This window comes from Saccharospirillum sp. MSK14-1 (genome assembly GCF_003054965.1).
In the GTDB taxonomy this organism is placed as follows: Bacteria; Pseudomonadota; Gammaproteobacteria; order Pseudomonadales; family Natronospirillaceae; genus Saccharospirillum.
Genome location: NZ_MIES01000026.1, coordinates 568,907 through 582,727, shown reverse-complemented (window position 1 = coordinate 582,727; position 13,821 = coordinate 568,907). Strand labels below are relative to the sequence as shown.

Annotated in this window: 13 protein-coding genes; 6 read left to right on the top strand and 7 right to left on the bottom strand. The window is 57.0% G+C overall.

Annotation, left to right across the window (positions count from 1 at the left end):
- The first annotated feature begins 84 nt into the window (after positions 1–84).
- Complete coding sequence (locus BGP77_RS06690) at positions 85–582, top strand: MarR family winged helix-turn-helix transcriptional regulator (RefSeq protein WP_108163938.1); 498 nt, start codon at positions 85–87, stop codon at positions 580–582.
- A 20-nt stretch (positions 583–602) separates the two neighbouring features.
- Here the strand turns inward: BGP77_RS06690 and BGP77_RS06685 are convergent, their stop codons facing one another.
- From BGP77_RS06685 to BGP77_RS06655, 7 genes are all read right to left on the bottom strand, one after another.
- Positions 603–2,267, bottom strand: coding sequence for a tannase/feruloyl esterase family alpha/beta hydrolase (locus BGP77_RS06685; protein ID WP_108163937.1), 1,665 nt, complete (start codon positions 2,265–2,267; stop codon positions 603–605).
- A gap of 47 nt (positions 2,268–2,314) precedes the next feature.
- The gene (locus tag BGP77_RS06680; RefSeq protein ID WP_108163936.1) at positions 2,315–2,734 is read right to left on the bottom strand and encodes a thioesterase family protein; all 420 of its coding nucleotides are present in this window, start codon (positions 2,732–2,734) and stop codon (positions 2,315–2,317) included.
- A 13-nt stretch (positions 2,735–2,747) separates the two neighbouring features.
- Positions 2,748–4,580: a feruloyl-CoA synthase gene (locus tag BGP77_RS06675; protein WP_108163935.1), complete on the bottom strand. Its 1,833-nt coding sequence runs from the start codon at positions 4,578–4,580 to the stop codon at positions 2,748–2,750.
- A gap of 71 nt (positions 4,581–4,651) precedes the next feature.
- Complete coding sequence (locus BGP77_RS06670) at positions 4,652–6,334, bottom strand: acyl-CoA dehydrogenase family protein (RefSeq protein ID WP_108163934.1); 1,683 nt, start codon at positions 6,332–6,334, stop codon at positions 4,652–4,654.
- Between the two features lie 6 nt (positions 6,335–6,340).
- Entirely contained in the window at positions 6,341–7,108 is a 768-nt protein-coding gene (locus BGP77_RS06665) for a 3-hydroxyacyl-CoA dehydrogenase (protein WP_108163933.1), read from the bottom strand.
- Positions 7,109–7,132: 24 nt separating this feature from the next.
- Positions 7,133–8,389: a thiolase family protein gene (locus BGP77_RS06660; RefSeq protein ID WP_108163932.1), complete on the bottom strand. Its 1,257-nt coding sequence runs from the start codon at positions 8,387–8,389 to the stop codon at positions 7,133–7,135.
- 1 nt (position 8,390) lies between these two features.
- The gene (locus BGP77_RS06655; protein ID WP_108163931.1) at positions 8,391–9,149 is read right to left on the bottom strand and encodes a crotonase/enoyl-CoA hydratase family protein; all 759 of its coding nucleotides are present in this window, start codon (positions 9,147–9,149) and stop codon (positions 8,391–8,393) included.
- A gap of 435 nt (positions 9,150–9,584) precedes the next feature.
- Between BGP77_RS06655 and BGP77_RS06650 the strand changes: the two genes are divergently transcribed.
- The 5 genes from BGP77_RS06650 (at position 9,585) to BGP77_RS06630 (ending at position 13,807) form a co-directional block, all read left to right on the top strand.
- Positions 9,585–10,715 carry a C4-dicarboxylate TRAP transporter substrate-binding protein gene (locus BGP77_RS06650; protein ID WP_108163930.1) on the top strand — a complete coding sequence of 377 codons (1,131 nt, stop codon included), beginning with the start codon at positions 9,585–9,587 and terminating at the stop codon, positions 10,713–10,715.
- 64 nt (positions 10,716–10,779) lie between these two features.
- Entirely contained in the window at positions 10,780–11,286 is a 507-nt protein-coding gene (locus BGP77_RS06645) for a TRAP transporter small permease (protein ID WP_108163929.1), read from the top strand.
- An 8-nt stretch (positions 11,287–11,294) separates the two neighbouring features.
- Positions 11,295–12,590, top strand: a complete 1,296-nt coding sequence (locus BGP77_RS06640; RefSeq protein ID WP_108163928.1) for a TRAP transporter large permease — start codon at positions 11,295–11,297, stop codon at positions 12,588–12,590.
- A gap of 88 nt (positions 12,591–12,678) precedes the next feature.
- Complete coding sequence (locus BGP77_RS06635; RefSeq protein ID WP_108163927.1) at positions 12,679–13,128, top strand: MarR family winged helix-turn-helix transcriptional regulator; 450 nt, start codon at positions 12,679–12,681, stop codon at positions 13,126–13,128.
- Between the two features lie 100 nt (positions 13,129–13,228).
- Positions 13,229–13,807: an NnrU family protein gene (locus tag BGP77_RS06630; RefSeq protein ID WP_108163926.1), complete on the top strand. Its 579-nt coding sequence runs from the start codon at positions 13,229–13,231 to the stop codon at positions 13,805–13,807.
- The last annotated feature ends 14 nt before the right edge of the window (positions 13,808–13,821 follow it).

Below are 13,821 nucleotides of genomic sequence, written 5' to 3'. Positions count from 1 at the left end.
ACCTCAACATTAAACATTTTAATGTTGAAATATTAATCTCGGTGTTAGACTGCCGTCAAACAGTTTAACGTTAAGGAATTCACGATGAAGGACGGTGTCGATTCCATTCTTGAGCAATGGCAACGCGAACGACCGGATGTCGATACCTCGCCCATGGGCGTCATCGGACGACTGGCGCGCTTAGAACGCCGACTCTCCAGCAGCTTGAGCAAGCACTTCGCCGAGCATGGTTTGCAGTCCCACGAGTTCGACATTCTGGCCACACTGCGTCGTTCCGGCGCGCCTTACCGGTTGACGGCTGGTCAGTTAACGGACGCTGCGATGGTCACCTCGGGCGCCATCACCAACCGCATCGACCGACTGGTTGATAAAGGTTGGGTGACGCGTGAGACCGATCCCAACAACCGACGCTCGGTCCGCATCACCCTCAGCAAAGCCGGCCTGGATAAAGTGGATAGGGTGCTGGAACGACACGCTGCCCGCGAGGCCGAATTACTCGCCGGGCTCAGTGAACCGCAACAAGCTGAGCTGGCGCACTTACTGCGGACCCTCTTAGTCAGTCTGGGCGATGAACCGATCTGACAGCTCACCGCCCGCCCCGCTTATCGACAGCTAAAACTGCTGGCACGATGCGGCTCGCCGGACCCATAGCGCGCGACCTGCGGGTAAGGGCACAGCAACCGGCTGACATCGCCCAGCATCGCCTGCCCAGCCTCATTAGCATCGCTCACACTGGCCGTGACCGCACCGGGTTCACGACCGTGCTCGACCCAATCGACCAAGACCGAGAAGACATCGAAGTCATCCGGCGCCGGACCACCCGCACCATGCGGCATACCGGGCACGCGATAATAACGGGCAAAAGCCGCTGCGTTAGCACCGTTATTGGCATCCAGCTTTTGATACCAACGCGTGGTATCTCGCACCGAAAATACCGGATCACTGACGCCGTGGAAGACGATCAACTTGCCACCGGCATCACGGAAATCTGCCAACTCAGGATTCTCTGCTCCTGGCGGGGTCATAAAGTCCATCGCTGACTCCGGAAATTGCGCAGTGCTGTTATTAATCAGCGGCGCATCGCGATCAAAATCGAACGCCAGCAAATAGGCTTCCAGCGCCTGCGGCGAGCCGGCCACACGCGTTGGCGGCGTCGTAAACAGCTGCGCCAACGAAGACGAGCCCATAACGGCGATCAGCGAATTATTCCCCCAGGGCGGTATCGGCGATTCCAGTTTCCAAAACCGCCAATCACCGGAACCGATACCGCTGTCCCACGCCCAGTCACTGTACAACGCTTCGCCCGCACTGTTGTGTGGGCCACGATGTACGGTTTTCAGTGCCGTTACCTGAGCCGCGCTCAAACACCCCTGAGTCTGCCCGGGAGAGCATTGCAGCCAGTCCGGGTTGTATTTTTGCTGACAGGCATCGACATCGGCGACCCAGTTATCGGTCAGCCCGTCGAGGTTGTCGCACTGCGCTAAGATATTGCGGGCCACTCGATCGAGATCGTCGCGACTGAAGGCGGTGCGAACATCACCGGTTACCGCCTTAAATGCCTGCACGTCCCAGGCGTGTTGAATCGCCGCCTTGGGCAAATTAAACCCCGGATATCCAGCCAGCAAACCATCGAAGGCATCGGGCAGTCGGCTGGCTGCAACCATGGCATGACGTCCGCCATTGGAACCTCCCACACCATAAGAATATTCAATGGGCGCATCGTAATAGGCTTCGACCATAGCCTCGGCCAGTGGGTTTAACGTGGCCACTGCCTGATAGCCGTAATCGCGTCGAGCCTGGGCATCGAAACCAAAGCGTGCACCACCGGCCAGACCGGCATCCGGATGAGCATCGCCACGATGACCCGCGTTGCTCGACACCACCGCATAGCCTCGCGATAACGCCGTATCGCTGTCATCGCCACCGAGCAGCGGACCCACCGCCGACACCACCGCGCCGTCATTGCCGCCATTAAACTGATGCACAAAACGACCATTCCAGTCATCGGGTAAGCGCAGTTCAAAACCAATGGCGTAGTCGTTGCCATCCATGCCGCGATGCGCTCCAGTTATCCCGGCTAGGCGGCAATGGCCGACGGCCACCTCGCCTCCGGCGGCGATGCTTTCGACGACATCGATCTGGACATCGGACACCCCCAAACGCGCCGTCGTTTGTTGCGAACACTCGAGCTGTTCCGCTAGGGCAGCGGAACTTATACCGGTGCCCAAGGTGGTCAAAATAACCATCAACTTTGTTCTGGATTTCATGGCTTAGCTCCTTGTTATTATTGTTAACAGCCTGTGCCAGCTTCCACTCAACCGCGCTGAAAAGCGTCGATGACCTCCTGCGGAATTGGCTGCGATTTGATGCCATCGAGGTTGTCTGGATCCTGACCCACCCAGACCCGGGTTTCGAAGCCTTCCACGGCCAAATCATCGCCTTTCATCAATCGATGATGGACATCAAAACTGGAACGACGGAATTCAGTGACGGTCGATTCGATGATCACCTCTTCGCCAAAATGCGAGGGGATATAAAACTTGGATCGCGTATCCACCATGGGAAAACCAACGATATTGAATTGCTTGAGCATGGCGAATTTATCGAAACCAGCGCGAGCAAAAAGCTTGCCCGTACAGGCATCAAAATACGCAAAATAACGCGGATAAAAAACGATACCGGCCGGGTCGCAATCGCCCCATTCGATGGTCTGGGTGTGAGTATTTTTCAGCATAAAGAGTCCTTGCTCAGTCCAGCCGGATAACGGCATCGGTTGGGGTTTTGCTGTACAGATCGGCCACCCGCTCAGCACGGTTTTCCAGCACAGCACGCTGGTTGATCGATCCCTTGTCGGTAATTTCGTGGGCATCCAGCTTCGGCGGTTCGGCCAACAAGATAGCGCGGCGCACGCAGTTGGAACTGCCGGTACTGGTATCGACTAATTGCTGCAATAAGGCGCGAACTCGCGAACGTACCGGTTCACTGTCAAGCACCTCCGTCAACGCTGCGTCTTTGCCCAAACCGGCCAGTTGGCGACATTGTTCCCGGTCCGGGAAAATCAGCACGCTGACAAAGGGCCGGTCCAGGCCGGCAATCACAACGTCCTGCACCAAGGGTGCACCTTCGGCAATAATTTTTGCGCGCAACGGCCCAACGCTGACCCAGGTACCGGTGTCCAGTTTAAAATCTTCGGAAATACGACCATCAAAACGCAGGCCACGCTGAGGGTTTTCCGGATCGATAAACTTGGCCGCATCACCCAGGCAATAAAAACCGTCTTCATCAAAACACCGAGCGGTAATGTCCGGCTGACGCCAGTAACCGGGCATCACGTTCGGCCCGCGAACCCGACACTCCAACTTGCCGCCGTTGGGCACCAACTTTATGTCAACACCGTGAGCGGGCAGACCGATAACGCCCGACTGCGATTCTTCCAGCGATGCGAATAAAGCCGAGGGTGCCGTTTCAGTTGCGCCCAGCCCTGTCAGCATTCCCACTTTCGAGCCAATGGTTTCTTGCGCCAGTTCATCCAACTTATCCCAGACGTGCTGCGCGAGCCCCGCACCGGCAAAAAACATCAGTTTGAGTTTGCTGAAAAAGAAGCGACGCAAGGATTCATCAGCGTCTAATTCTGCCGCCAATAACTCAAACCCTTTGGGCACATTGAAGTAAACCGTCGGCGCAATTTCGCGTAAATTGGCCAGGGTTTTTTCGATCTGCCCGGGCACGGGCTTACCATCATCGATGTAGAGCGAACCGCCGTTATAAAGCACGATACCGACGTTGTGATTGCCGCCAAAGGTATGGTTCCACGGCAGCCAATCCACCAGAACCGGCGGCTCGTCGCGCATAAATTCCATCAGACTGACCAGCATTTCCTGGTTGGAACACAACATGCGGTTGGTGTTGATGACGCCTTTAGGCATGCCGGTTGAACCGGAGGTAAACAAAAACTTAGCAATGGTATCGGGCGTTACCTGAGCGTGAGCCTCGTCGACCGCTTCGGTAACGGTGGTTGCCAACAAGGCGTCAAAAGCGGTCATCGACTGCTGGCCGGGATCCATCGCCCAGGTTTCAACGGATGGTGCCACTGCATTTACCGCGGCGGCAAAATCATCACCTTTTTCCACCAGCAACAAACCCGGCGTTAACAGCTCAATGATGTGGCGCAGTTTGCCGTAGTCCGTACTGATCAACGAATAGGCTGGCGAAATCGGCGCGTAAGGAATACCCACATACATCGCTGCCAAGCCGAGCAGCAAATGCTCGATGGAATTACCACTTAAAATTGCCACCGGCCGTTCGCTCGATAAGCCCCGGTCGAGTAGCGCTTGCGCGAGTTTGCGCACCACCTCCCGTGTTTGCCGATAGCTGAAACGCCGCCACTGGCCTGTGGCATCTCGTTGCGCGACAAAGAGACGATCGGGCGCGACCTCGGCCCAATGGTCCAGTCGTTCCATTAATGTATCGGGATACGTGCCCAGTGGTTCGCGTACTCGCAGCACTTGGCTGCCGTCCGGTTGAGCTTGCAAATCAGCCGTGGTGCGGCCGATGCGAACATCGCGAAATGCGCCATTCATGGTGTCACCTAAGATTGTTTTTATTGTGGTGTTTGTTATTTTTTGACGTCTGTCGTTAAACGTCTACAGCATTAACCAAACTGATAATTCAAACCGTCGACTGCCTGCGCTGCACGGCGTAATTGCGCGTCGATCTCGACCACAAAATGCGCTCGATAAAACGCCCAGATCGCGTGCAGGTTGCGCCCGTAATGATCATCCTGAGCACAGGCGAGCGCACGATTTAATTGCCAGGCGCTGGCCAGAATACCGACCGCTTCAAGCAACGCAGTTGACCCAGCCAGGCGTTGATACAACTCGGTATCATCCGCCAGTAACTGTTGCACCGTCGTGCGAATGGCGTGGGTGCTTTCGACCAGCGTCGGCGCTTGTTGATCAACTCGGCTCAACCATTGGAACAGTGACTGACCGCCATCGGTGGCGACTTTTCGCAGCAAAAAATCCTGCGCTTGGATCGCGGTCGTACCTTCATAAATGGTCGACACCCGCAAATCGCGGTAGCACTGCGCCACACCGGTTTCTTCAACAAACCCCATGCCGCCTAACACCTGAATCGCATCGCCCACCAGACGATTGGCAATTTCGGTTGAATAGGCTTTAAACACCGGCGTCAGCAATTCCACCTCACGTTGCGCCCATTCCCGTTCTGGATGACTGCGCAACCGCGACTGATCGAGACGCAACGCCAAATGACTGGCCAGCAACCGCGACGCCAATGTCTGCGAGCGCTGGCGCATCAACAACCGCCGGACATCCGGATGCTCGATGATGGCGCTGGGTGCTTCGCCGGTGATTGGGTGCCGTCCCTGGCGACGCTCATGCGCCCATTCCAAAGCGGTTTGATAAGCGCGTTCAGCGACGGCCACACCCTGCAAGCCCACCGACAAACGCGCTTCGTTCATCATCACAAACATAATGGCCAGACCGTTACCGGCCTCTCCGACTAACTGCGCTTGGGCATCGTCGAACGATAACGAACAGGTGGGGCTGCCGTGTAAACCCAGTTTTTCTTCGACGCCGGTGCACAGCACACCATTGGCTTGACCGTTGTCTAAATGACTGGGCACGGCAAACAGCGAAATGCCTTTGCTGCCAGCGGGTGCATCGGGTAATCGTGCTAACACCAGATGCAGAATTCGATCGCAAAAATCGTGGCTGCCGAAGGTGATGAATTGTTTGCTGCCATTGAGCCGATACGTTCCGTTGCTGGCCGGTTCGGCGCGCGTTTTTAACAAGCCTAAATCAGAGCCCGCACCGGCTTCCGTCAACGCCATGGTGGCGGTCATGTCTCCGGCGGCCAGCGCCGGGCCATAACGATCCATCAAGGCTTTATCGCCACTGGTTTCGAGCGCTTCCAACGCGCCTTCCGTCAGCGGCTGAAACATGGAAAATGCCAGGTTTGCGCCCTGCCAGAATTCGGTTACCGGTGTCGCTAGCCAACGCGGTAAACCCTGCCCGCCCATGGCTTCGGGAAGCGCCAATCCAGTCCAGCCTGCCTCACGAAATTCCGCATACAACTGACGCCAGCCGTCCGGGGTTTTCACCTGACCTTGATCGAGTGTGCAACCTTGTTGATCGCCGCTGCGATAGGCCGAGGCCATTCGGTCTTCGGCAAAGCGTGCGGCTTCATCGAGAATGGCAAACAGCAGCTCGTCGTCTAAATCATCACGACTGACCGCCATCCGCTCGTTATCGGATAACAGCCGCTCGATGATAAAGCGGTAATCTTCCATCGGAGCACGATACGCTGTCATAACCCGTTACCGCGCCGCCATGCGTAAGGCACCGTCAAGCCGGATAACCTCACCATTGAGCATGGGATTATCGAAAATTTGACCGACCAGTAACGCGAATTCGGACGGTTCACCCAACCGCGCCGGGAAAGGCACCGACTCACCCAAAGACTGCTGCACCTCTTCCGGCAAGGCTCCCATCATCGGTGTTTTGAACAGACCCGGAGCAATGGTCATCACCCGAATGCCGAAGTTGGCCAGCTCACGCGCAATCGGCAGCGTCATCGACACAATGCCGCCTTTGGAGGCTGCATAAGCCGCCTGACCAATTTGCCCATCGTACGCCGCGACCGAAGCGGTATTTATGATCACGCCTTGCTCTAACTGATCGTTTGGCTGGGTATGCTGCATGGCCTCGGCAGCCAGTCGAATCATGTTAAACGTGCCGATCAAATTGACGCCGATGGCGCGCGAAAAACGCTCTAAATCGTGCACGCCTTCGCGCCCTAACACGCGAGCCGCACCAGGAATGCCTGCGCAATTCACCAGGCCGTGTAAATCGCCCCAGCGCTCGCGCAGCGTTTCAATGGCATGGCGCGCTTCGTCTTCGCGGGTGATATCGGTGGTCACAAAAAAAGCCGACTCACCCAGTTCTTGCGCCAGCGCATGGCCGGCGTCGCTGTTCAGATCGGCCAGTAAAACCCGCGCGCCACGCGTTACCAGATAACGCGCCACCGCTTCACCCAAACCGGACGCTGCACCGGTTACCAGAATGTTGGCAGAATTCAATTCCATAACGACACGTCCACCCCGGTTTCGTTAAGAGACGTTTTCCAGCAACACAGCCACACCCTGACCACCACCGGCACAGGCGGACGAAATGCCAAACTGCTGATCGTCGGCGTTCATCTGACGCGCCACGGTATGCGTCAGGCGCACGCCGGAAACACCCAATGGATGACCAATAGCAATGGAGCCGCCATGACGGTTTACCTTGTCGCGATCCAGACCGAGTTCCTGTTCGCAGGCTAAATATTGCGCTGCAAAAGCTTCGTTAATTTCGATGCGGCCGATGTCAGTGAGCGACATTGTTTGATCGGCCAGCAAAGAACGAATCGCCGGTGCCGGACCGATGCCCATAATTTCCGGCGGTACGCCAACCACCGAACCACCGACGATACGCGCCAGCGGTTTCAAACCGTGGGCACGAACGTAATCGCCCGAGGCGACCAATACCGCCGCGGCGCCATCCACAATGCCGGACGAATTACCCCCGGTTTGCACGCCGCCAAAGGCCGGGCGTAATTTATTCAGCACCTCAAACGGCGAATGCCGAATGTGACCGTCTTTATCAAAACGCTGCGTTTTATCGGCCAGTTTCAGGCCGCGATCGGCGTAACCATCGAGCGTCCAATGAGCGTTTTCGACGGCCACCACTTCATCGTCGTACCAACCGTTTTGCCAGGCCTGTTCGGCGCTGGCAAAACTGCGGGCAGCAAACTCATCGGCTTGATCCCGACTGATGCCGTAACGGCTGGCGAGGTTTTCGGCGGTGCCGCCCATGGACACTTCTGGCGCGGTATCGATGGTCGCTTCCCAGAGAAAATCCTTGAACTCCACCTGGCCCATGCGGAAGCCAGCGCGGTGGGTGTATGACGCCACCGGATTACGTGACATCGACTCAGCCCCAGCGCACAACACCAGCTGCGCTTTACCCAGCTGAATCTGATCGGCGGCGGTTAAAATCGCTTCGAAACCAGTGCCGCATAACCGGTGCACCAACAGTGCTGGCGCTGCCTGACGCATACCGGAATACAAACCGATATGGCGCGGCAACAGATAGGCATCGAAACTCGACTGCGCCACATTACCGGCGACAATGGCGTCGACCTCTGTCGCCGGAATGCCGGTTTTTTCAAACAAAGCACGGGCGGCATAAATGCCCAGATCGGTGGGTGAAATATCGCGCAGCACACCGCAGTAATCGGCAAAAGGCGTACGCCGACCATCGATTAAATAAACGTCGTCGTAACGGGATTTCAGCGCGCTGTTTTCGGAATCGGCATAGGCGTTCATCTTATTTTTTCCTATTCAAAAACTGACCGATGCGGGCTTGTACTTCCGGGCTGGTCTGAGTGATGCCCGCGACCAACGATTCGGTATACAAACCGTCGTCGGAACTCATGTTTTCAATGCGCGACAGCGCTGACACCATGGCCCAGTTCGACAGCTCAGAATTGGTTGCAATGGTGCGTGCAAGTTCTAGGGCGTGTGCATCGCCGTCGTTGTTGCCAACGCAATACTGGACCAGCCCAAAGCGTTCGGCTTCATCGGCATCGAGGGTTCGGCCGGTCAGCATCATGTCGGTCATACGACCCGTGCCAATTAATCGGGCCACCCGCACCGAAGCGCCGCCGCCGACAAAAATGCCATGACGACCTTCGGGCAACCGGAAATAGGTGGTGGGCTCGGCAACGCGAATGTGCGCCGCCGCTGCCAGTTCCAGCCCGCCGCCGATCACCGCACCTTTCAGTGCGGCAATCACCGGCACACCGGCTTGTTGGATTTTGCCAAAGACGCGATGCCAACTGTGCGAATGCTTGACCACCTCGAATGGCTCACGCGCCTGATGCTCTGCCAGATCCAGACCGGCACAAAAGTTATCGCCCGCGCCACTGAGAACAACCACTCGCACACCTTTAGGCACCGGGTCGAAACAGGCTTCCAGTTCCAGCAGCAATGCGTCATTAATGGCGTTGTGTTTGTCTGGCCGATTAAGGCGGATATGGGCAATACCTTCGCTCAAGTCGAAGTTCACCAAAGGCGTCTGTGTCATGCTCGAACCCGTATGCAACACCGCGCAGCGGCGGCTGATGAATCGTCGGACAGCGGATCAGGTTATTCAGTCGTTGTTATTACCTGGCCCTAAGGGGGTCCGCTGTTGTGGCTAAAAAAAACTAGCCTTGATTGTTGTATTTGTAAACAATTTATTTTTATCACATTTCAAGCTAAGTACAGACGCTCTCAGATTGATAAGCGCTAAGCCCATATAAAATGGGGGTTTCAGGGATGCTACTACGTTTCACCGGAACCCCCCTCTAGTAGCCACTCGCTGATTTTTTGTTGATGAATACAACAATCTATGCCATAAACTTCAGCGTACGCCGATACCGAATTCGTTGGCGACCAGGCTCTTCGGCCTGACAAAACGATCGTTGCGGGCACCGCCCGGCTCTAAGAACAAGTCCAACAAAAACTAGAGGTTCGAACGATGCTGACCAAGAAACTTCCCGCCGCTGTGGCGGCTTTGCTGCTGGCGTGCGGTTTGCTCGGCGCTCAGACCAGTGCCCAAACGCTGCGACTGACGCCCGGAACGCCACCGGCCCACCCCGGCCATACGCCGCTGTTTACTGCCTTTGCTGAGCAAATTGATGCGCGCACTGATGGCGACCTGACTGGCATGATTCTCGGCACCGAAGTCGCCAATCTGGGCAACATGCGTACCGCCATTCGCTCAGGCTTGTCCGATGCCGGCATGTTCCTGCCCGCCTATTTCCCGGCCGATCTCTCCGAGATCAACCTGGTGGGTAACCTGTCGTTCCTCGGCAGCAACGCTCAGGCGATGGCGGCGGCCATGACCGAATACATTGTCACCTGCGCCGACTGTCAGGCGGAACTGAAGCAGCTGGGTGTGGTCTATGGCTCCAGTCATTCCTCCGACATCTACGTCTTGCTGACCACCAAGCCGGTGCGTGATCTTGGCGACCTGCAGGGTTTGCGACTGCGCGTTGGCGGCCCGCACTTTGCGCGCTGGGCCGAAGAGATGGGCGCTGATGGCGCTAATGTATCCGTCGGCGAAACCTTCGAAGCCATCTCTCAGGGTGTGCTCGATGGCACCATTGCCTCCACCGCCGACCTGATTTCCTTCCGCCTGGATGATGTGGTCACGCACATTACGGTATTGCCGATGGGCACCTATCACTCCACCATCTCGCACGCCATTAACGCCCGCACCTGGGATGGCATGAGCGCTGAAGATCGTCGTGTGCTGGCCGAAACGTCCAGCTATGCGAGTGCGCTGGCGACGCAACGCTGGGGCTATGAAATGCCTTCTGCCGCGGAAGCGGCTGCGCGCGATGCCGGTATCGAGTTCATTGAGCCCAGCGCTGATCTGCTGGAAGCCTCCAACGCTTACCAACGCGAAGACCTGCAAAAAGCCATTGAACTGGCACAGGACCGCGACGGCATTGCCGATGCCGCGGCCAAAGTTGAACGCTTTGAAGCGTTGGTCGATAAATGGACCGACTTCGCCGAATCGGTCGACAACGACCCTCAGCGGATTGCCGATGAAGTGAACCGTCAGGTGTGGGATCAGGTCGATTTCTCGACCTACGGTCTCTAATCTCTCAGTTGTACCGGCCCGGCGCTTGTCGGGCCGGCTGATTTCTGCCCGGAGAACACTGCTGATGCGTTGGCTGTATCACCTTTCCGATCGTCTGGTTGCCGGTCTGGCGTTGCTTGGCACGCTGGGCATTCTCGCCATGATGGTGCACGTCACCCTCGATGTGGTGCTGCGCTCAACCCTGTCTGTTTCGGTACCGGCGACCATCGAACTGGTCACCCGCTATTACATGATCACCCTGGTGTTACTGCCGCTTGGTTGGGTGGAGTGGAAACAGCAGATGATTACCGTCGAAGCCTTTTCCGCCATTCTCGGTGACGCTGGCGTGCGCTGGCTCGACAGTCTGGTCGCCCTGCTTGCCGCCGGACTCTATGGCGTTTTTACGCTGGCTACCTGGGACAAGGCGGTCGAACAATTTGAACTGGGCGCCTATGTGATGGCGCTCGATCTGGCAGTCCCGGTCTGGCCGACCTATTTCGTACTGCCGCTTTCTTTTGCCCTCGCGGGGCTGGTGTGTCTGATCCGCATAGTGCGACTGCATCACACCGGCACTGCGATGGCTTCGCAGTAGGCAAACGCATGTCAATTGAAACCGGTTTTTATGGCTTGCTGGTGCTGATGCTGCTGCTCGCATTACGCGTGCCGGTAGCCTTAGCGTTGATGGTGGTCTCCCTCGGTGGGCTCAGCCTGATGCTGGGCTGGGAAACAGCGCTGAGTTTGCTGGCGTCCACACCCTACGACTTTATCGCTAAGTGGACTTTAAGTGCGGTGCCGATGTTTTTGCTGATGGGTTTTGTCAGCTACCACGCTGGCCTAACCGCCGGCCTGTTCAACGCTGCCAAAGTGGTGTTTCGCTGGCTGCCGGGCGGCCTGGCCATCTCCAGTATTTTTGCAGCCTCCGGCTTTGCCGCCGTCAGCGGTTCCAGCCTGGCGTGTGCCGCAGCCATGGGTCGTATCGCCATTCCGGAAATGGTGCGCTCGGGCTACAAACCCAGCTTTGCCTGCGGCACCATCGCCGCCGGCGGCACCATTGGCGCGCTGATTCCACCGTCTATTTTAATGATCATCTACGGCGTCTTTGCGCAGACATCCATCACTCAGGTGTTTCTCGGCGGCATCACCATTGGTTTGCTGACAGCGCTCAGTTACAGCCTGGTGATTCTGATCGTCAGTTGGCTTCGGCCGGATATCGCACCACGCGTGGCCGAGGGCGTAGAAGGTTATTCGGTGCGCCAAGCCGTGCTGGAAATCTGGCCCGTGCTGGCGCTGGGCGCGTTGGTGTTCGGCGGTTTGTTCAGCGGCTTTTTTACCGCCACAGAAGCCGGTGCTGTCGGCGCCGCCGGCGCGCTACTGATCAGTTTTGCGCTCGGCAAACTGACGCTCGGGCAACTGAAAACCGCCCTGCTGGAAACCCTGTCGACCACGGCATCCCTGCTGATCATTGGTGTGGGTGCCACCATGTTCACCGTCTTTTTAAGCCTGTCGGGTCTGGCTGGATTTATCAGCATGGCGGTGACCGGCTGGGAACTCAGCTTTCTGCAATTGATGCTGGTGGTGGTGCTGATTTACCTCTTTCTTGGCCTGTTTATGGACCCATTCGGGGCCATGCTGGTCACACTGCCCATTTTGTTGCCGGTGTTTGAACAGTACGACATCAGTCTGATCTGGTTTGGCGTCCTGTTGGTCAAACTGCTGGAAATTGGCATGATCACGCCTCCGGTTGGCATGAACATCTTTGTCATTCGCTCGGTGGCCTCGCAATACGCCAGCCTGGTCGATATTTTCAAAGGCGTGGCGTATTTTCTGATCGCCGATCTGGTGGTGGTCACGCTGGTGATTCTGTGGCCGGAACTGGTGCTCTTTATGACCGGCTGACGGGCGCCGGTTTGTGCCGTCGGTGATAGACTGCACGCCATCACGCAACCGCGCTTGCGGCTTCCTCTAATTAGGCGATGAGATTTTTATGAGCGAGACCAAAACCAGCATCGACTACACCCTGCTGAATTCACTGGTCGGCTATCGACTGCGCCGGGCGCAGCTCGCCTACTTTGAGAACTTCACCGCCACCTGTGCCGACTCCGGTATCACGCCAGGCCTGTTCGGTATTCTGGCGATCGTGCGCAATAACCCTGGCCTTACTCAAACCGCTGTGGCCCAGGCCATTGAGACCGATCGCTCCGCCATGGTGGCGGCCGTCGACAAGTTGGAAAAACTGGGCGTAATCGAACGCCGCCCGTCGGAAAATGACCGTCGCTCATACGCACTCTATCTCACCGATCATGGCATTCGCTTCACCGATGAGTTGCACAAAAAAGTGCTGGCTCACGAGGCGCATTTTGAACAGGTTATGAACTCCGGCGAAAAAGAATGGTTGCTCAGTATTCTGACCCGCGTCATTGATCTGGAACGTTAAATACCGCTCATCGCATCGCATCTGTACAGCCTCGCCCAAGCCCTCTACTCTGGCTCCACCGTGCTCGACTCAAACAACGACCTTTTATGGAGGCAAGACGATGGCGGCGTTAATTCTGGGCCTGCTGTTATTTCTGGGCGCGCACTCCGTGCGCATCTTTATTCCCGACGTTCGGACAGCGCTGATCGAAAAACTCGGTGAGCTGGCCTGGAAAGGCCTGTTCGCATTGGTTTCGTTGATCGGCCTGGCACTCATTGTCTGGGGCTACGGCCAGGCACGCATGGCGCCAGTCTGGCTGTGGGTCAGCCCGATATGGACCTACCATCTGGCGGCTTTGCTGATGTTGTTCGCTTTCGTCCTGCTGGCGGCGGCCTACGTTCCGGGCAACCGCATCAAGGCACGCATGGGCCACCCCATGTTACTGGCCACCAAGGTCTGGGCGCTGGCGCATTTAATCGCCAACGGGACGCTGGCCGATCTGTTGCTGTTTGGCGGTTTCTTGGTGTGGGCCATTGCTGACTTTGCGGTGTCGCGTCGTCGTGATCGCGCTGAGGGCGTGACCTATCCCGTTCTTGGCCTTGGTCGTGATATGGCCGTTTTGATTGCCGGCCTGGTGGGCTACCTGGTGTTCGCCTTCTGGCTGCATGGCCTGTTGATCGGCGTGCGCCCGCTCGGCTGATTCACCGGAAGCGG

Coding starts and splice junctions, on each gene's coding strand:
- BGP77_RS06650 (WP_108163930.1), top strand. CDS start 9,585: ATGCTGACCAAGAAACTTCCCGCCGCTGTGGCGGCTTTGCTGCTGGCG.
- BGP77_RS06675 (WP_108163935.1), bottom strand. CDS start 4,580: ATGAATGGCGCATTTCGCGATGTTCGCATCGGCCGCACCACGGCTGAT.
- BGP77_RS06685 (WP_108163937.1), bottom strand. CDS start 2,267: ATGAAATCCAGAACAAAGTTGATGGTTATTTTGACCACCTTGGGCACC.
- BGP77_RS06640 (WP_108163928.1), top strand. CDS start 11,295: ATGTCAATTGAAACCGGTTTTTATGGCTTGCTGGTGCTGATGCTGCTG.
- BGP77_RS06680 (WP_108163936.1), bottom strand. CDS start 2,734: ATGCTGAAAAATACTCACACCCAGACCATCGAATGGGGCGATTGCGAC.
- BGP77_RS06690 (WP_108163938.1), top strand. CDS start 85: ATGAAGGACGGTGTCGATTCCATTCTTGAGCAATGGCAACGCGAACGA.
- BGP77_RS06670 (WP_108163934.1), bottom strand. CDS start 6,334: ATGACAGCGTATCGTGCTCCGATGGAAGATTACCGCTTTATCATCGAG.
- BGP77_RS06660 (WP_108163932.1), bottom strand. CDS start 8,389: ATGAACGCCTATGCCGATTCCGAAAACAGCGCGCTGAAATCCCGTTAC.
- BGP77_RS06665 (WP_108163933.1), bottom strand. CDS start 7,108: ATGGAATTGAATTCTGCCAACATTCTGGTAACCGGTGCAGCGTCCGGT.
- BGP77_RS06630 (WP_108163926.1), top strand. CDS start 13,229: ATGGCGGCGTTAATTCTGGGCCTGCTGTTATTTCTGGGCGCGCACTCC.
- BGP77_RS06655 (WP_108163931.1), bottom strand. CDS start 9,149: ATGACACAGACGCCTTTGGTGAACTTCGACTTGAGCGAAGGTATTGCC.
- BGP77_RS06645 (WP_108163929.1), top strand. CDS start 10,780: ATGCGTTGGCTGTATCACCTTTCCGATCGTCTGGTTGCCGGTCTGGCG.
- BGP77_RS06635 (WP_108163927.1), top strand. CDS start 12,679: ATGAGCGAGACCAAAACCAGCATCGACTACACCCTGCTGAATTCACTG.